This window comes from Streptococcus sp. SP1 (assembly GCF_030440005.1).
Taxonomy (GTDB): Bacteria; Bacillota; Bacilli; order Lactobacillales; family Streptococcaceae; genus Streptococcus; species Streptococcus parasanguinis.
The window spans coordinates 49,996-68,698 of the sequence record NZ_JAQFJJ010000001.1 but is presented as its reverse complement, the minus strand read 5'-3'; the positions used below and the strand labels follow the sequence as shown (position 1 = coordinate 68,698).

Genomic DNA, 18,703 nt, shown 5'->3' with positions numbered 1-18,703 from the left:
TTGCGTCCTGTCACTAGCTCGTGTTATTATAGGAGGAGTGTGAAAAAAAGAATAGTTTAAAGGAAAAAATAATGAAAAGAATCATGGAGAAAGTGAGTATTCTCGCGCTTTCATTTATTTTGACGACCTCGTTTTCGATTTCGAGTGCGCAGTCGGCCATGTTTGCCTATTACAAGGGAATTCCTCACAGCATGATTGAGCTCTTGGTCTCGCTTCCTTCTGCAGGGATCATGGTTTCACTCATCTTCAATAAATGGATTGGGCGCCTTTTTTCAGAGCGTCAGATGATTGTGACAGGCCTAGTCGCTTACGCTCTATGTGGCTTTATTCCCTTAATCAGTCCAGCTTATCCGGTTGTCTTTTTGTCTCGGATTATTTTCGGGATGGCGGTTGGCTTGCTCAATGTTTCTGCCATTGCCATTATCAGTGAGCGCTATAAAGGAAAAGAACGTGTCCAAACACTTGGCATTCGGGGTTCTGCAGAGGTTGTTGGGACGGCTGTTTTGACCTTTGGAGTGAGTCTCTTGATTCGCTTTGGCTGGCAGGCTGCCTTTCTCGTCTACGGTATCAGTATTCCAATCTTACTTTTGTATCTCTTATTTGTGCCATATGGATCTATGACGGAAGCAGTGGAGGAAAAACACCGGGATGTTAAGATGACGGGGGAACAATGGCGGACAGCGCTCGGCTTAGCAGTCGTTGCGGCGTCGATCGTCTTGTCCAATGTCATGATCACCGTTCGGATTCCAAGTGTGGTCGAGCAAGTAGGGCATGGTACTGCCCAAACTGCTGGGATTATTTTAGCAGCCATGCAATTTGTTGGGATCTTGGCAGGTTTAGCCTTCTCGCCCTTGACCCAGCTCTTCCGCGATCGTTTATTATTGGTTTCGGGTGTAGCTTTTGGTGTGGCCCAACTGTTGATCGGCGTCTCTCCAAATCTCTTGATTCTTGCCCTTGTAACCATCGCTTCTGGCTTCGCCTACAGTGTAGCTCTTACAACAGTTTACAATGTCTTATCAGATAAGATGCCAGCAGGGGTCTTGAGCCATGCAACATCCATTGCGGTTTTGGGATGTAGTACAGGTTCGATCGCAACGACCTTTGTCCTTAGTCTATTAGGGACTATCTCATCTGCTCCAGCCTTTATTTTTGGATTTTCTGGTATCCTCATGATCCTGATTTCCTTTTTTGGCCTTTGGATTGTGCGAAAGAGCGGGAAGTAATCATGCGGCTAGATAAATTTTTAGTGGATTGTGGCGTGGGGAGTAGGACCGAGGTCAAGCTGCTTCTCAAGCAAAAGAAAATCGCAGTGAATGGAAAAAAAGAGACAGCAGGGAAGCTACAGATTGATCCAGACAAGGATCAGGTGACCTTTATGGGGGAAAATCTGGTCCATGAAACCTTTGTGTATTATCTGCTTAATAAACCAGCTGGAGTCATCTCAGCGACTGAGGATGACCATCACCAAACTGTCTTGGATCTACTGGATGAGACAGCCCGTCACAAGGAAGTCTTTCCTGTCGGGCGCCTAGATATCGATACCCATGGCTTGCTCCTTTTGACCAATAATGGGAAGCTCGCCCATGCCATGCTTTCACCGAAGAAGCATGTGTCGAAGGTCTACCGTGCCCAGGTGGCTGGGATCATGGATGAGGCAGATGTGGCCCGTTTTGAAGCAGGTATTGCCCTCAAAGACTTCACGACTTTGCCTGCGAGATTGCAGATCTTAGAGGTGGATGAGGCAAGCGCCAGTTCCTATGTCGAAATTGAAATTGCAGAAGGAAAATTCCATCAGGTCAAGCGCATGGTCGCTGCCTGTGGCAAGGAAGTAGTGGATTTAGAGCGGATCTCTATGGGTCCTCTAAGGCTAGATCCAAATTTAGAGCTTGGGGACTGGAGACGGCTGAATGAGTCTGAATTGAAATCTATCAGTATATTTGGGATCAAACTTTAAGTTAGTACAATGTTAAAGTTAAAAATTGGATAATTACAATATATAAGGAGTTTGTAGTGAATTACTTTAATAATTTATTTATAGTTTTAATGCCAGTTATTGTTGGTGCATTGATTTCAATTGTTCCTAATATGATAAATAAGAAAATTGAAAATAAAAATAAGTTAAAAGAAGACAATAGAAATATTAAGTTACAAAACTATGTAGAATTAATAGATCTATTAACAATAGTGTTGAAGAATCCAGGAGTTAATTTTGAACAAATTATTTCTAAAATAAATATAGTAAACATGATTGGCAGTGTGGAAGTAGTTTATACGTTAAATGAATATATTCAAACATGGGGAGGTTGCACTTCACAAGAGGATCAAAATACTAAATATTTTCAATTACTCATTGCGATGAGGAAAGATATTGGTATTGACGAAGGGGATCTGTCTAAGCTTTCTACAATAGGGTTACTTGATATCCAACGAGTGAGTTGATATTATGGAGATGTTTTTTCTTGCTTAAGTTTATGTACAAACTAACTTTTAAAATCATCAAGCTACTGTATTTTCTATTTGTTTGACAAACGGGATCAATCCTGATAGAATAAGAAGGTCGAATAGACAACTAACTCTTTCTTGGTAGCAGGATATGCCAAACCTGCCACTCGGATAGAGCATAAAGAAAAGGAGCTTATCATGGCAATCTCAAAAGAGAAAAAAAATGAAATCATTGCACAATACGCACGTCACGAAGGTGACACTGGTTCAGTAGAAGTACAAGTTGCTGTCCTTACTTGGGAAATCAACCACTTGAACGAACACATCAAACAACACAAAAAAGACCACGCTACTTACCGTGGTTTGATGAAGAAAATCGGTCGCCGTCGTAACTTGTTGGCTTACCTTCGTACAAACGACGTTAACCGTTACCGTGAGTTGATCAACTCTCTTGGACTTCGTCGTTAATCTTGCGTCTAAAACGTTTCTATACTTCGTTGACTTCGCCTCGATGTACCATCAGTACAATCTTCGCCTCGGCGCCTTGTCTAGAAACGTTTTATCCAGCAAGAATGGAGCCTTCTGAATTCAGGGGGCTTTTTTATTGAGTTTTATCGGCCACAATTTTGGAGACTACAAAAACCTCAAATGGTAGCAGTCTGCAAGCCCCCTCGTAGAGTCCACACTTTACGAAGTAAAGTATAGTGGGTTATACTTTACATGGAAGTAGTCACCGAATTCCAGTTAGAAAATACTTTGTAACTACGTTTTGAGGAGGAGTAAAATGCTTTCCTACGTTCGACATTACCCACTAGCGATAGCTAAATTAATGTGTCTGTGTTTCCCTAAAATCTGCTGATTTATTACTGACTAATACAGGAGTTTTTTTATGGGACAGACAATCATATCTGCTATTGGTGTTTATATTTCCACCAGTATCGATTATTTAATTATTTTAATTATTTTATTTGCACAGCTATCACAGAATAAACAGAAATGGCATATTTATGCGGGGCAATATCTAGGCACAGGCTTACTTGTAGGGGCGAGTTTAGTTGCTGCTTATGTCGTCAATTTCGTGCCTGAAGCATGGATGGTTGGATTGCTTGGTTTAATCCCTATCTATTTAGGGATTCGCTTTGCAATTGTTGGAGAAGGTGAGGAAGAAGAGGAAGAAATTATTGAAAGATTTGAACAAAGCAAGGCAAATCAACTGTTTTGGACAGTTACATTGCTGACAATTGCGTCTGGCGGAGATAATTTAGGTATCTATATACCTTATTTTGCTTCGTTAGATTGGTCACAGACACTCGTGGCGTTGCTTGTGTTTGCAATCGGCATAATTATCTTTTGCGAGCTTAGTCGTGTGCTATCCTCTATGCCGTTAATATCCGAGACAATTGAAAAATATGAGCGAATCGTTGTGCCCTTAGTATTCATTACACTTGGACTATACATCATGTATGAAAATGGCACGATAGAGCCTACAATCTTCAGTTCGTCGCCTTTTCTAGAACGGTTTTATCCAGTATAATCTTCGGCTTCGGTTCCTAGCATCGTAAGGTAAAATAAACCAGATCGATCTCCCTTCGGGGAGATTTTTTGTTTTCACCAAGATTTTCGCCCGAGCTCAAAACAGCTCTCTGAATTCAGGGAGCTGTTTTATTGTCTTTTCCTTATCGCACAAGATCCATCATTCTGAGGAAGTCGTTTTGTTTGACAGATGTAATGAACGGAGTTACAATGGATACATCTTAAGAAATAGAGGTTACTGATATGATTGAAATTACATATCTAGATGGTGCAAAACATGAAAGAGTCATGCATTTTGATTCCTATGAAGAGTTTGAACGATCCCAACAGACCTGCTTGATTGGTGTAGCGGATTACTATCCTGTACAAAAATTGACCTATAATGGGCACGAACTCGATTACCAAGGCACTTACGGAGATGTCTTCTTCTATTTGATGAAGCAAGACCTCGATCAATACAAAAACTAAAGGAGAAAAACAATGGTAAAAGCAATTACAGATGCAACATTTGAAGCAGAAACTAAAGAAGGATTAGTCTTGGTAGACTTTTGGGCAACCTGGTGTGGCCCATGTCGCATGCAAGCTCCTATCTTAGAAAAATTATCGGAAGAACTTTCGGAAGATGAGTTAAAAATCCTGAAAATGGATGTGGATGAAAATCCTGAAACAGCGCGTGCTTTCGGCATTATGTCCATCCCAACCTTGCTCTTTAAAAAAGATGGGCAAGTTGTCAAACAAGTAGCAGGTGTACACACCGCAGCACAAATTAAGGCCATTGTGGCTGAGTTGAGTTAAAATTAATAGCACTCCCAATAGTAAGATAGGAGTGCTATTTTATATTCAAAGAAAGAGCCCTGTTCTTTTAAATGAGGAACAAGGCTCTTTTATCATCAATTATTCTTTTGTTTCGAGAACAGTAACTTGAAATTTTTGGTGAGTTTTACATTCACTGTGTCACCATTAGTATTGAAAAGATTGAATAGCTTCTTTCAAGTCAGCTTGTAAAATGTTTCTCTGGTCGAGTTGGACATAGACTTCCAATAGGCAGGATCTGAAGTTGGAAAATTTATAAAAGTCTTCCCTTTCTTCTATTGGGAAATCAACAGCTTTTATCCAAGAAGCTACCTGCTCTTGATCTAACTTTCCCTGTAAATAGGTTCATAAAGCACTCTCGCCAAGCGCCAATCCTCATCATCTGTAAAACGAATCGAAATTCTTTTAAAGATTTGGCCAAGTATGTCCAATCCGTCAAGTACTCTATTTTTAGGAAAGCCAGGATGACAAACCACTTCTGTCAAGAGGTCAGCTCCATGCGCAAAAGCGTGAACCCAACCATACTGACTGGAAAAACCTGTTGTATCCTTTTCTTTTTCAAGATAATGTAAACCTTGATCCAGTAAAATATATCTTATATCGGCTTTTAATCTTTGATAAAAAATTGATTGCGGATTGGCATCTGCAGATAGGAGGTTGGCATAAACAAGGGCTTTAAAAGAACGCTCAAGTGTTGATAGCCCAATCTTATCAATCTCTTTTTCTACTCCTTCATTGGATGAGATCGTCTCAGCAATGAAATGAAATTGTTCCTGTGTAAACAGTTCTTCTTGAATCCCTCTGGCCAAGCTGGTAAAAACGAGATCATCGCGAATTTCGGGCGAGGGATCTCCCAAATGTTCTAGCAACCACTGGATTTCTTCTTGACTAAAGCTTGGTTTTTCTTCTGTTATTTTTCTAAGTAACTCTTGATACATGGTCAATACCTCTACATTTTTAGCAACTTGATATAATCCAGACCCCAGTTCTCAACAGCATCTAAGACAACTCTGAATTTCTGCCCCATTTCGGTTAAGCTGTACTCAACTCGTGGGGGAACTTCCGCATAGACCTTTCGTTGAACAATCTTATCCTTTTCTAATTGACGGAGATGACGTGTCAAAATAGTTTGAGTAATCCCAGGCAATAATCTTTGCAATTCTTTAAATCGTTTAGTACCCGTACTCAACTGATAAATGATTACCAGTGCCCATTTCCCTGTTAAAACCCTCTGCGTTGTCGCAAATGGACAAATACCATACTCACTCACTTTATTTGGCATAAAACATCTTCTTTCTATTTTTAAAAAAATTTATCCTTTAGTAGCAACAATAGTATTGATTTTGATACCAGCTATCAAAAAAGTGTCTACTTGTTTTTTTGTTTGTAACTGTTAAAATTATATCATAAAAATGAAATGGAGAATAGATATGTCAACAAACTTAGAAATTTTCAATACTTATAACCAAGCTTTAATTGCTGGTGACTTTCCGGGTGTCTTTGAAACGATGGCAGACGATATTGTCTGGCATCAACCTGGTACTCATAGTATATCTGGTACAGTTGTTGGTAAGGACCAACTAGGAGCTCACCTAGCTACATTTGCTGAGAAAACTAATGGAACCTTTAAGGTGATAACAAATTGGGTTTCTGATAATAAGGATTTTGTCGCAGCTAATGTTACTTTTCTTGGAACACGGGCTGATGGTACTGAACTCAATATGAACGGGATTGACCTCTTCCGTATTGAAGACGGGAAAATCAAAGAAGTTTGGCTTTTCTCTTCAGATCAAGCTGAAGAAGATAGCTTTTGGGGATAAGCAAAACAGATTGGAAAAATCCAATCTGTTTTTGCTTATACTCATAACTCAGCACTGTAGGCAATGATTTGATCCACAGTGTCTGAAAGGAATTGGATGGTATCGCGGAGTGGTTTGTCAGTCGAGATATCTGCTCCGATGATCATGGCTGACTCAAGTGGGGTCTTGCTGCCACCTGATTTGAGGAGGTCTAGCCAATCTTTAGCTCCGTTTTCGGAGTTCTTCAAATGCAAGTATCCCGCTGTTGAGATAACCAAGCCAGCTGAGTAAGTATAGCTGTAAAGCCCCATGTAGTAGTGGCTTTGGCGCATCCAGGTCAATGCTGCGTCATCATCGATTTCAACGGCGTCTCCCCAGAATTCGGTCAAGACTTCCTTCATGATGCTATTGAGCTTGCTAGCTCCGAAGGTACCACCTTCTTCGATCAAGGTGTAGACCTTGCGTTGGAAGGCTGCTTCTAGCAAGTGGGTGATGAAGTTGTGGAAGTAGGTATCTGTCAAACGGTGAGCTAGGGCAAAGCGTTTTTGACGAGGATCGTCAAACTGGTGTTCCAAGTAGTCGCTGAGGAGGAGCTCGTTAAAGGTAGAAGGAGCTTCCACATAGTAGGTCGACATGTGGGCGTTGAAGTAGCTTTGGTTGTTGTCTGAGAAGATGAATTGACCAGAGTGTCCGATTTCGTGGATCAGGGTATAAACATCGCTCATCCGTCCTGTCCAACTCATCAGGACATAAGGATGGACACGGTAAGGGTCGGCTGCATAACCACCGGAATCCTTGCCTTCATTGGCAGCAAAGTCGACCCAACGTTCGGTTTGGTAGCGGGCAATTTCGCGGGAGTATTCTTCTCCAAGAGGTGCCACAGATTTCATGACCAAGTCATAAGCATCATCAATGGTAACATCTGGGTTGAGCGCACTGTCCAAGTCTAACTTCCAGTCGGCAAAGGTCATTTTTTCAAGGCCGTTGACCTTGGCCACGTGTTTGAGGAATTTTTGAGCAACTGGAGCGAAGTCCTTCATGATCAGGTCAATCTGACGGTCAAACATGGCACGATCCACTTCCTGCTCAGCCAAGAGATAGTCAAAGACTGAGTCGTAACCCCGCATATCGGCGATTAGTTTTTCGGATTTGATTTGGGCTAGATAGGTAGCAGCAGCCGTGTTTTGGTGCTTGCGGAGGCCTTCTGAGAAGGAACGAAAGGCTTTTTCACGGACTTCCGCATTTTCATGGTTTTGGTAGAAGTTTTCATAGGTGACAAAGCTATTCTTGTAAACTTTTCCATCTACTTCAAAATCAGCCATTTCAAAGTCACCTGCCCGCATCTTGGTATAGATATCTTGTGGTCCGTAGAAGACTTCACCAAGGTTTGTCAGAGTTTTTTCCACATCAGCTCCCAAGTAGTGAGCTTTTTTGATTTTAGCCTGACGAATGGCAAAAGTGAGGTGAGGGAGTTGACCCAGGCGTTCAAGGACTTCTTCATCTGCTTCGACCAAAGCATCGTCAAAGAAGGAAAGTTCAACGCTGGCCCAAGTTTCGAAATCCATCCCTGCTTGGGCAATTTCCGCAAAAGCTTCATCGCCAAAGTCCGTCGTTTGGGGCATAAAGCTGTAGTTACCAATGTGGCTGAGTTGGATCTGAATTTGTTCAAAGACTGCAAAGGCAGCTTCAAAGTCTTCAAAGGTGTGGAGCTTGCCCTTGTAGTTACGGACAAATTCATTAATTTCCTCGCGCGTTTTTTCAATGGCACGCAAGAAGTCTTCTTGGTCTTGATAGAGGGCTGTGAGGTCCCAGAGTTCCTTCTCAGGAAATTCAGAACGTTTTTTTAATTCCATAGTGTTCTCCTTTTGATCAAATAACTATACTAAGTATAGCAGAAAAAAGGGCAGAAACATAGAGGGAGAGGGGAAAATGCTTGTGTAAAAATCTTGAAAAGAGCTGGAAAAAAATTAAGATTAAAAAACATAAGTCTAACCACTATATTTATGTAGGAAGCGAAATGAAATTTTGCTGATATACTAAGTACATCAGAGTATTGCATTTCATGCAATACTCAACACTAATGGCTCTAAAGAATATAAGAATTGTTTGATATTTTTTGTGGCAATTCTTATATTCAAAATTTTAGTAAAATGTTGCTAATTAGTGATAGAGGAGGTTATATATGGAAACAAGAGAAGAAATTGTTTCGAAACTAGAACTAATCCGTGAGAATATATTGGGATTTATTCAGGCCCGTTCACGTCAAGTTACACTTGTTAATCAAATGAGAACAGCCAAATTGATTCAACAAGATGAATATAGCGATAACACATTGTCTCATAAATCCCTAAAGCTTGCTTTTTCAATTATGGTATTTTCAAGTATTGCTATACTTTTAGGGGATTTATTGTATGTCATCTTACTTGGTGCTGTGAATCGATTAATCGGTGATATTATTTTTGAAGTTATATTCTTATCAGGATTTTTATTTCTGTTGTATCGTCGTATGAAAGGTTCAAAAGATAGCTGGATTTATCCGGCGACACTGATTATGGGAGGGATCTTACTTGTATTCCCTCTACGTTTGCTTTTGACTCCTAATCCTATAACATTAATTCTACTTGGAGTATCAATTGTAGCCACCTATTTCATCATTCAAAACAAGCTGGAACTAATGATTGCGTTTGTGAATAAAGGTATTCGTAATAAAAATGAACAGCATTTAAGAGATTACCAAGCAGTGGTTGCAGAAAATCAACGATTAGAATTGGCCTATCAGCAAGAGGGACGTTTGATGGAAAATTTCCGAAATCAAGCTGTAGCAATTGGTCAAGGATGGTACCCTAAAGATTATTATGCACTAGATGCAGTGAACTATCTTATTCACGCGTTTAATAATTTCAAAGCAGATAATATAAAGGAAGCCATTAATTTATACGATACATATTTAGACCGAGCAGCCCGTCGAGCATTTGAGGCAGAGATGATCGAACTTGAAAAAGAGCAGATTATTAATCAAGAACGAATGATCAAGCTTCAGGAACATGCAAATATTTTAAGCGCTAGACAAATTGCAGAAACACAAGAAGCAGCTGCTGCATCACGTGCTGTAGCAAGTGAACTCGAGAATATTCGTTATGGAAGATAAGAAATCCGGGATAAATAGGTAGGGAAGAAAATAGAAGGAATATAATTATGAATAAAACAACAAAGAAAAGTATTGCTATCAGTGCTACTATTATCGCTGCAACTGCTGTAACTTCAGTTGTACAAGCTGAAGAAGCGTCAGTTGCTCAACCTCAGACAGGGACATCAGCAACTGTTTCAAATATCGATCATCCTGCTGAGGTTACAAAAGAGGCAGTTGATACAGCAAAAGAGCAAGCTGATGCTGCGGCTAAAACGGTAACAGAACAAGAAAAGGTTGTCAGTGCAGCGGATCAAAAGGCCAAGGAAGCGGAAGCTGCTGAAAAAACGGCAGCAGCAACCTATGAGAAAACAAAAGAAGCTGCGAAAGAAGCAACTCCTGAAAATATTGCAAAAGCTGAAGATGCGATTAAAACAAAAGAGGCTGGTGTGAAATCAGCTGAAGAAAGTGTAAAAACGGCTGAAGAAGGTGTGAAATCAGCTGAGACAGCAGAAGCCGAATCAGGAAAAAATTATGAAGAGTCTACTAAAAAAATAGAAGATGAAAAAGCAAAAGTCGCATTAGCCAAGGAAGAAGTGAAGAAGGCAGAACAAGCTCTTAATGAGACAACACTGACCAGAGCACAGGAGACAGTGACGATTGCGGGAAATAAACTGAAAGATGCAGAGTCTGTAAATAAAGCAGCTCAAGACGAATTGACTCGTGCAAAAGAATTCGACGCATCTCGTCAAGCTAAAATTGATGAAACAAAATCAGCTCTCGATAAAGAACGCACTAAAAAGAACGTCCCTGCTCTTGAACAAGGTCTCGCTGATGCAAAAGCTAACGTAGAAGCTAAAGAAAAAGCTCTCGCTGAAACAAAAGCTAAAGCAGGTGTCGCTCAAGCTGAAGTCGATGCGGCTCAAAAAGCTCTTGATGTAGCAAACGCTCTATATCAAGAAAAATTGGCTAAATTGAAACAAGACGAAGCTCTTCGTAAAATCGTAATTCCTGAAGAATACGCAAAACACGATATCACAGACTACGCTTGGTTCATCTCTCACTCAGATGAATATATGAAATTGCAACCTCAAATTGATTGGGCTGCTTACAATCAAAAAGGTATCGGCACAAACAAAGACAAAGTCGACCTTGCAAACCTTACAGTGGCGCAACGTAAAGAACTGGCTGAATTCGCCGCTCAAATGTTGAACGACATCAACCAACAATACTGGTCACAACGTGAACCTGGCAAAACAGTTGCACCTCTTCAATTGACTGTAGGAGGACAAGAATTCGCAGATAATATTGCTAAAAAATATTCGGATTTTTACAAGAATAATGGTGGGACTCCGGAGATAGTACTGACAAACTTTAAACATCTATTTGATGTGTTAATTGAATATAGTGCAAGAGAATCTCTTGGCCAACTTTTACCTGAATGGCATAAAGAAAACATGGGTGGATACACTATGTTGAACTTGAAACAAGATATTGCTAGTTCTATCCGTCAAATGATGTTTGCTGACGGCGATCAATCAAATGGTCACACTAAACACTTGATTAGTCTTCAAGGTACTGGAATCGGTATCAGCGTAAGTTCTGGTTCACTTCACATCTTGTCAACAAGACAGTCTACAAATCAGGATAAAGCTGATTACATCAGTACGGATGCCGAATATAAAGCATCTTTGACAGCTTCTGTAGAAAAAGAAGAACAAGTACTACAAGCAGCTAAAGATAAGAAAGCGATCGCTGACCAAGCGGTTAAAGCTGCTGAAAATGACCTTGCTTCTGCAAAATCAGCTCAAGTTGACGCTCAAACAGCCTTAAACGCAGCCCAAAACACTATCGCTAAAGCTCAAAAAGCATACGATGACGCTCTCGCAGTTAAAGAACAAACACCTACGGCTCAAACTAAAGTCGATGAAACAGCAAAAGCTCTCGAAGCTGCAAAAGCAGAACTTGCAACAGCTAAATCAAATCTTGCAAACTTGCAACAAGTTCGTGCGCAACGCGAATCTGAATTGAAAGATGCTAAAGCTAAATTGATTGCTCAAGAAGAAGCTCTTAAAGTTGCTCTTAAAACAGCAATCGATGCTGAAAACGATTTGAAAGCAAAAGGTCGTGCTACGACTGAAGCTAAAGCTCAAGTTGAACGTGCTAAACAAGCTGTTAAATCAGCTGAACAAGCTGTACAAGACGCAAAAGATTATCTTGAATTGCTCAAGAATGCACCTGTGAAACTTGCTGAAGCTGAAAAAGTATTGGCTGAAGCAAAAGCTAAAACAGCTGAAGCTAAAGCAATTCTTGAAACGGAAATTGCAAAACTCGAAGCATTGAAGTTGAAAGCTAAAGTGTCTCAAGAAGATTACAAACGTGTCTTCGAAGCATACCAAAAACTCGTTCAAGCAAAACAATTGGAAGAAACAATTCGTCGTGAACAAGAACGTATCAAACACGAAAACGAAACTCGTCGCAACGAACCAGTTCGTCATGAACCAACTGAAAACAAAGTGATGAAGACAACTAATCCAACTGCAACAGTAACACCTGGTGCAATCACACCAGCAGTACCTCAAACTAAACAAGCAAACACTAAAGAATTGCCATCAACTGGTGAATCTGCAAGTGCACTTGGACTTATGGGGCTAGCAATGGCTGCTCTAGGTCTTGCTGGATTGAAACGCAAACGCGAATCAAAATAAAAACACTATTTAGGCTGGGGAAACCCAGCCTAAAATGATATAATTTTAAGAAAAAGATTGTTAAATGGGGAATTTTTTATGAAAAAGGTCATGATTTCACTATTGGCGGGTGCATCCGTTTTATCTTTGGTGGCTTGTGCGCCGAAGCGCTATGAACGCCAAAGTAAACCAAAGACAGCAACGTCATCAGCTGTCAAAAAAGAAAAGAAGGATACAGGTCAGAAGTATTATCAAGAGGTTTTGAAGCGGTATGCTAAGTATGATACAGCTCTTAAAAATGGGGATAAAGCAGGCCTGTTTGCAGAATTGGGTAAATTGCCAGCTGGTTCAGAAGAAAGCACTTATCTAGATGCTTTGGAACGCTTGGAAACTCCGGTTACCTTCCAATATGCATTTACAGACTTGAACCAAGATGGAGTGGATGAGCTCTTGGTGTCTAATCAATACACTGGAAATAAACAGTATGTTTCTGCAATCTATTATCTCAAGGGTCAAAAAGCTGAATTGCTCCATACAGCTTATACAGCTGCGGTGGGTGGCTATCGCTCCAGCTTAGATGTTTTTGACAATGGACAAATCGTCTATGCCACTTGGCAATCTATTAATCCAGAAATGGAATTGAGCCTTTATTCGCTAGGAAAAGGGGAGGCCAAGGAAGAAAAGAAAGCAACCATTCAAATTGGTGGGGATCAAACAGCAGAACAGGCTCTTGGAATTTCAGCCAAGAAGTTAGACCTCAGTAAGCTAGACTGGAAAACGTTTGATAGTTCAGGGGGTTCCAAATCAACAGCAAAAGCAGAAGAGAAAAAATCAGGAAGCTTCCAAGTACAAGTTAGCGTAGCCAACCTTCGTATTCGAAAAGAACCGTCTACTTCCGCCCCATCTGCAGGAATGATCGCAAAAGGGACTCATACCATTACGGAAACCGTAGAGGCAGATGGTCATACTTGGGGCAAATTGGAATCTGGACAAGGCTGGATCGCCCTTGACTTCACAACGCGTGTGGATGGTTCTAAAGCAGCGAGCTCAAGTAAGAAAAGCAGCGGAATGAATATTCAAGAAATTCAGAACGGAAATTTCTCAAGTATTGCAGGAACCTGGAAAAATGGTCTAGGTTGGGTTCTGGAATTTGATAAAGATGGTTTGACAGGAAAAGGATTTGTAACAGATGGTAGTGGAGTTGTTGATAGAATTAATCCTGATCACGGCTATATTAGTGGGGGGATCCATAGTTCAAAACCAAATACAGCTGGTGGAGCTGCGATCTCTTTCTTGCCAGCAGGAACACCTATGAGGCCTGATAGTGATCAGAATAGTGATCCATCAGATACATCAAAAGATCGTATATGGGTTGGGCAACAATATATTTGGGATACTGACTCGTTCTTCTACCGTGTGGACTAAGAGAACATGGAGACAAACATGAAAAAAATTGGAACCTACCTACTAGCTACTGTACTCATGCTTTCCCTAGCAGCCTGTGCTCCCAAACGCTATGAGCGCAAGCACAGTCCGGTAGGAACTTCATCGGTCAAAAAATCATCTGACAAAGCCCAAGAAAAAGAACAAACAGAAGGAAATAAGTCAGATGAACATGATAAAGAAGCCATTGGGACCTTGTCAAAAGCGGACCAAGCGGATATCTATGCGATTATTGAAAACAGTGCGTCTTTGACCTATTCGCTTCAGGTGCAACCGACTCGCTTGCTGGAGTTGAACAATGATCACGGTGCGATTGACGGTTACTCGCAAGACATGTTCATTGATTACTACAATACCTACACGCCAGAAACCTATCAGTTGCAAGATATCATTGATAAATTGGATGCAGAAGAGACATCGGACTCTATCCGCAGTCTTTCCCAAGACAAGCTGATCCAGCTTACAAATGAAAAGAAAGACGGCTGGATCTATTCGACAAAAGATAAGGCCTTCTACGAAATTGTACCTGGTGGTCGTGGCGGAGCGATGCCACCGATGGAAATCCCTTCACCGGATGAATGGGTGATCAATGATGATTCGGTTGAAGTGACGACGACCATCCAAGGAACTTCTGAACCATACAGACGTTTTGTCTTGAAACGAAACAATAAGGACTACAAGGGTGGAACACATAAAACACGCTTTTATGTCGACAGCACTGAATTCGCAAAATCGTAAAAATAATCAGAAGCTATATCTAGCTCTAAAATTTTTATATAGAACTTGCTGAAGAATCAAAGAAAAAGGCCCTCAAAGCCTTTTTCTTTTGGGCTTGAATATGTTAAAATAAAAGGTATACGTGCTTGGATACAAAGATGAGGATATAACATACAGATATGCTGTTGAAATTCCTATCTCGTTGAGTTGCTTGACGGCTTGGTATCTTGATAGTTGAACACGGGCTAAATCCCTAGTGAAAAAGATAGATTTCCTAGTGTGCGTGGCACACTGCGTCAATCTCCTATTTTCATACGGGATTCTTCACGCCCTTTGTATCCTGATTTTTGTAGGCAAGTCGTATAATTTTATCAATCCAAAGGGGATTACAATGACAAAACAAGTGTTTCAAACGACTTTTGCGGGTCGTGAGTTAATCGTAGAGACTGGTCAGGTTGCCAAGCAAGCAAATGGCGCTGTTGTCGTACGTTACGGTGAGTCAACTGTCTTGACGGCAGCTGTCATGTCTAAGAAGATGGCAACTGGGGATTTCTTCCCACTTCAAGTCAACTACGAAGAAAAAATGTATGCTGCTGGGAAATTTCCTGGTGGCTTTATGAAACGGGAAGGACGTCCTTCAACAGATGCGACTTTGACAGCGCGTTTGATCGACCGTCCAATCCGTCCAATGTTTGCGGAAGGTTTCCGTAACGAAGTGCAAGTCATCAATACGGTTCTTTCTTACGATGAAAATGCATCTGCACCAATGGCAGCCATGTTTGGTTCATCATTGGCCTTGTCTATCTCAGATATTCCATTTGACGGACCAATCGCTGGAGTACAAGTAGGTTATGTGGATGGGGAGATCGTCATCAACCCAACGCAAGAACAAGCAGAGCGCTCGCTTCTTGAATTGACAGTAGCTGGTACCAAACACGCTATCAACATGGTAGAGTCTGGCGCTAAAGAATTGTCAGAAGAAATCATGTTGGAAGCCCTTCTGAAAGGGCACGAAGCTGTTAAAGAATTGATTGCCTTCCAAGAAGAAATCGTAGCAGCAGTTGGGAAAGAAAAAGCAGAAGTAGAATTGCTTCACGTGGACGCTGAATTGCAGGCTGAAATCATTGCAGCCTACAACAGTGACCTCCAAAAAGCAGTCCAAGTAGAAGAAAAATTAGCTCGTGAAGCTGCGACTCAAGCGGTTAAAGACCAAGTGACAGCCGTTTACGAAGAAAAATATGCAGACCACGAAGAATTTGACCGGATCATGCGTGATGTAGCTGAAATCTTGGAACAAATGGAACACGCAGAAGTGCGCCGTTTGATTACTGAAGACAAGGTTCGCCCTGATGGTCGTAAGGTCGACGAAATCCGTCCTTTGGATGCGGTTGTTGACTTCCTTCCTCGTGTGCACGGTTCAGGTCTCTTTACGCGTGGACAAACGCAAGCTCTTTCTGTCTTGACCTTGGCGCCAATGGGTGAAACGCAAATCATCGATGGTTTGGATCCTGAGTACAAGAAACGCTTTATGCACCACTATAACTTCCCTCAATACTCTGTAGGGGAAACTGGACGTTACGGTGCACCTGGTCGTCGTGAAATTGGTCACGGTGCTCTTGGGGAGCGTGCTCTTGCTCAAGTCTTGCCAAGCTTGGAAGAATTCCCATATGCGATTCGTTTGGTAGCAGAAGTTTTGGAATCAAACGGTTCTTCTTCTCAAGCCTCTATCTGTGCGGGAACGCTTGCCCTTATGGCGGGCGGTGTGCCAATCAAGGCACCAGTAGCTGGTATTGCCATGGGTCTGATCTCAGATGGAAACAACTATACCGTATTGACAGATATCCAAGGTTTGGAAGACCACTTTGGAGACATGGACTTTAAGGTTGCTGGTACGCGTGACGGGATTACAGCCCTTCAAATGGATATCAAGATCCAAGGGATTACTGCAGAAATCTTGACTGAAGCTTTGGCTCAAGCCAAGAAAGCCCGTTTTGAAATCCTTGATGTGATCGAAGCAACTATTCCAGAAGTGCGTCCAGAATTGGCGCCAACTGCTCCGAAAATTGATACCATCAAGATTGATGTGGACAAGATTAAGATTGTCATCGGTAAGGGTGGAGAAACCATCGATAAGATCATCGCTGAAACAGGCGTTAAGATTGATATCGACGAAGAAGGAAATGTTTCTATCTACTCGAGCGACCAAGCTGCCATTAACCGTGCTAAAGAAATCATTGCAGGCTTGGTTCGTGAAGCCAAAGTGGACGAAGTCTACCATGCCAAAGTGGTTCGGATCGAGAAATTTGGTGCTTTTGTCAACCTCTTTGATAAGACGGATGCCCTCGTTCATATCTCTGAAATGGCTTGGACGCGCACCAACCGTGTCGAAGACTTGGTAGCCATCGGTGATGAAGTCGATGTGAAGATTATCAAGATTGACGAAAAAGGTCGTGTCGATGCTTCTATGAAAGCTCTTCTCCCTCGTCCGCCAAAAGCAGAAAACAGCGAGGAAAAAGGTGAAAAAACTCATCGCCATGGCGATCGTCCTCGTCACCACAACAAAGACCACAAACCTAAAAAAGACTTTACTATTACACAAAAAGATTCAGAATAATCATTAGAAAAGGAGGAGCACGGTATGGGATGGTGGCGTGAAACCATCGATATTGTAAAAGAAAATGACCCAGCAGCGCGTACCTCGCTGGAGGTCCTTTTGACCTATCCAGGCGTCAAAGCACTGGCAGCTCACCGTGTTTCCCACTTTTTGTGGAACCATGGATTTAAGCTCTTGGCGCGGATGCATAGTCAGTTCTGGCGTTTTTGGACCCAGATTGAAATCCATCCAGGTGCGACCATTGCTTCCGGTGTCTTTATCGACCATGGAGCGGGCCTCGTTATCGGAGAAACGGCCATTGTTGAAAAAGGCGTCATGCTCTACCACGGGGTGACCCTTGGGGGAACAGGGAAGGATGTCGGTAAACGCCATCCAACGGTTCGTGAAGGAGCCTTGGTCTCCGCTCATGCCCAAGTCATCGGCCCAGTGGAAATCGGAGCAAAAGCCAAAGTAGGAGCAGGAGCTGTCGTGGTCTCAGATGTACCAAGTGATGTAACCGTTGTCGGTGTTCCTGCCAAGATTGTGCGGGTGCACGGTCGAAAAGATGAACCAGTCATTCATCAAGAAGAAGAAAAACGGGAATACTACATGAACAAGCTGGAGCATGCTAAGGAAGCTAGCCATCGGTCTTCGAGCTTGTAAGGAGATCGCTACGTGATTCAATCAACCAATACATTGAATGACCACCAACTACTGGAAGCAAAGGCCCTTATTGCCATCTGTCAGAAGTATGACGGAACGTTTCGGGATCCTTATCTCTCCAATATGCTCAATTTTGACCCCGATATGCCTGCCTTTTTCCTTTATTATGAAAAAGATGAACTTGTTGGCCTATTAACCGTCTATGCGGATGACCCAGATGTGGATGTGGCGATCCTGGTCCACCCTAATCATCGTCGTCAGGGAATTGCGCGTGCTTTGTATAGAAGTTTTGAGAAAGAAACGGCATCTTATCCAATTGAGTCTGTGACTTTTCAGACAGAGCGTATTTTTTTAGAGAATCATCCTGATTTTGCCAGCAATTGGGGACTGGTCGAGGATGAAGAGACTGAAACCTGGTTAGGACGTGATCGAACCGCTTATGCATTAGATTCCCGTTCGGATGTCGATGTGCTCTTGGCAGAACCTTCTTATCTTGAAGCCATTGCCCAGCTCCACCACCAAACCTTTTCAGATGAAGTGGAAGCACCAGAAGTGAGCCACAGATACATTTCGGAGGCCTTGAAGGATCCTGATAGTCTGCTTTACATATTACTCAAAGAAGGTCAAGTGATTGGTGTTTGTACGGTCGATGTGTCTGGAAAATGCAATTACCTTTATGGACTTGCGATTGCTGAAGTCTATCGTGGGCAAGGTTACGGGAGCTATCTGGCAAAATCCCTCATCAACCAACTCATGGAGCAAAATGATAAGGCATTTCAGATTGCCGTGGAAGATAGCAATGTTAGTGCCAAACGCTTGTATGAAAAGATTGGCTTTGTCACACAGACTCAGGTGGTTTATTTAAACCCAAAAGAGTAGAAACAGA

General features: G+C 41.9%; 17 protein-coding genes and 1 pseudogene. 15 read left to right on the top strand and 3 right to left on the bottom strand.

What is annotated here, in order from left to right:
- The first annotated feature begins 71 nt into the window (after window positions 1-71).
- The 7 genes from PCY07_RS00330 to trxA all read left to right on the top strand — a co-directional run bounded on the left by PCY07_RS00330 (window position 72) and on the right by trxA (window position 4,770).
- Complete coding sequence (locus tag PCY07_RS00330) at window positions 72-1,223, top strand: MFS transporter (RefSeq protein WP_301354917.1); 1,152 nt, start codon at window positions 72-74, stop codon at window positions 1,221-1,223.
- 2 nt (window positions 1,224-1,225) lie between these two features.
- Window positions 1,226-1,954 carry a pseudouridine synthase gene (locus tag PCY07_RS00325; RefSeq protein WP_301354918.1) on the top strand — a complete coding sequence of 243 codons (729 nt, stop codon included), beginning with the start codon at window positions 1,226-1,228 and terminating at the stop codon, window positions 1,952-1,954.
- A 56-nt stretch (window positions 1,955-2,010) separates the two neighbouring features.
- Window positions 2,011-2,439 carry a hypothetical protein gene (locus tag PCY07_RS00320; protein WP_031576193.1) on the top strand — a complete coding sequence of 143 codons (429 nt, stop codon included), beginning with the start codon at window positions 2,011-2,013 and terminating at the stop codon, window positions 2,437-2,439.
- 201 nt (window positions 2,440-2,640) lie between these two features.
- Window positions 2,641-2,910 (top strand): 30S ribosomal protein S15, encoded by a 270-nt coding sequence (rpsO, locus tag PCY07_RS00315; RefSeq protein WP_003004251.1) that lies wholly within the window; start codon window positions 2,641-2,643, stop codon window positions 2,908-2,910.
- Between the two features lie 421 nt (window positions 2,911-3,331).
- Entirely contained in the window at window positions 3,332-3,976 is a 645-nt protein-coding gene (locus PCY07_RS00310) for a CadD family cadmium resistance transporter (RefSeq protein WP_156672092.1), read from the top strand.
- A 242-nt stretch (window positions 3,977-4,218) separates the two neighbouring features.
- On the top strand, window positions 4,219-4,443 hold the full coding sequence (locus tag PCY07_RS00305) for a DUF4649 family protein (RefSeq protein ID WP_049498040.1): 225 nt from the start codon (window positions 4,219-4,221) through the stop codon (window positions 4,441-4,443).
- Window positions 4,444-4,455: 12 nt separating this feature from the next.
- The gene (gene trxA, locus PCY07_RS00300) at window positions 4,456-4,770 is read left to right on the top strand and encodes a thioredoxin (protein ID WP_023919472.1); all 315 of its coding nucleotides are present in this window, start codon (window positions 4,456-4,458) and stop codon (window positions 4,768-4,770) included.
- A gap of 165 nt (window positions 4,771-4,935) precedes the next feature.
- On the opposite strand, the pseudogene PCY07_RS00295 reads toward trxA, so the two are convergent.
- Both PCY07_RS00295 and PCY07_RS00290 read right to left on the bottom strand, forming a co-directional pair.
- Window positions 4,936-5,726: pseudogene (locus PCY07_RS00295) on the bottom strand (DUF2785 domain-containing protein).
- A gap of 11 nt (window positions 5,727-5,737) precedes the next feature.
- Window positions 5,738-6,070 (bottom strand): helix-turn-helix domain-containing protein, encoded by a 333-nt coding sequence (locus PCY07_RS00290; protein ID WP_156672094.1) that lies wholly within the window; start codon window positions 6,068-6,070, stop codon window positions 5,738-5,740.
- A gap of 148 nt (window positions 6,071-6,218) precedes the next feature.
- On the opposite strand from PCY07_RS00290, the gene PCY07_RS00285 reads away from it, so the two are divergent.
- Window positions 6,219-6,608 carry a nuclear transport factor 2 family protein gene (locus PCY07_RS00285; RefSeq protein ID WP_061455680.1) on the top strand — a complete coding sequence of 130 codons (390 nt, stop codon included), beginning with the start codon at window positions 6,219-6,221 and terminating at the stop codon, window positions 6,606-6,608.
- Between the two features lie 41 nt (window positions 6,609-6,649).
- Here PCY07_RS00285 and pepF read toward each other — a convergent pair whose 3' ends face one another.
- Complete coding sequence (gene pepF / locus PCY07_RS00280; RefSeq protein ID WP_301354919.1) at window positions 6,650-8,440, bottom strand: oligoendopeptidase F; 1,791 nt, start codon at window positions 8,438-8,440, stop codon at window positions 6,650-6,652.
- Window positions 8,441-8,769: 329 nt separating this feature from the next.
- On the opposite strand from pepF, the gene PCY07_RS00275 reads away from it, so the two are divergent.
- The 7 genes from PCY07_RS00275 to PCY07_RS00245 all read left to right on the top strand — a co-directional run bounded on the left by PCY07_RS00275 (window position 8,770) and on the right by PCY07_RS00245 (window position 18,696).
- The gene (locus PCY07_RS00275; RefSeq protein ID WP_301354920.1) at window positions 8,770-9,735 is read left to right on the top strand and encodes a hypothetical protein; all 966 of its coding nucleotides are present in this window, start codon (window positions 8,770-8,772) and stop codon (window positions 9,733-9,735) included.
- Window positions 9,736-9,782: 47 nt separating this feature from the next.
- Window positions 9,783-12,422, top strand: coding sequence for an SEC10/PgrA surface exclusion domain-containing protein (locus PCY07_RS00270; protein WP_301354921.1), 2,640 nt, complete (start codon window positions 9,783-9,785; stop codon window positions 12,420-12,422).
- Between the two features lie 78 nt (window positions 12,423-12,500).
- Complete coding sequence (locus PCY07_RS00265; RefSeq protein ID WP_301354922.1) at window positions 12,501-13,826, top strand: DUF6287 domain-containing protein; 1,326 nt, start codon at window positions 12,501-12,503, stop codon at window positions 13,824-13,826.
- Window positions 13,827-13,844: 18 nt separating this feature from the next.
- On the top strand, window positions 13,845-14,582 hold the full coding sequence (locus PCY07_RS00260; RefSeq protein ID WP_301354923.1) for a hypothetical protein: 738 nt from the start codon (window positions 13,845-13,847) through the stop codon (window positions 14,580-14,582).
- Between the two features lie 370 nt (window positions 14,583-14,952).
- Window positions 14,953-17,175: a polyribonucleotide nucleotidyltransferase gene (gene pnp / locus PCY07_RS00255; RefSeq protein ID WP_301354924.1), complete on the top strand. Its 2,223-nt coding sequence runs from the start codon at window positions 14,953-14,955 to the stop codon at window positions 17,173-17,175.
- A gap of 24 nt (window positions 17,176-17,199) precedes the next feature.
- A complete protein-coding gene (cysE, locus tag PCY07_RS00250; RefSeq protein ID WP_003013745.1) occupies window positions 17,200-17,817 on the top strand; it encodes a serine O-acetyltransferase in 618 nt (205 codons plus the stop codon).
- A 12-nt stretch (window positions 17,818-17,829) separates the two neighbouring features.
- Complete coding sequence (locus tag PCY07_RS00245; RefSeq protein WP_301354925.1) at window positions 17,830-18,696, top strand: GNAT family N-acetyltransferase; 867 nt, start codon at window positions 17,830-17,832, stop codon at window positions 18,694-18,696.
- Window positions 18,697-18,703 lie beyond the last annotated feature (7 nt).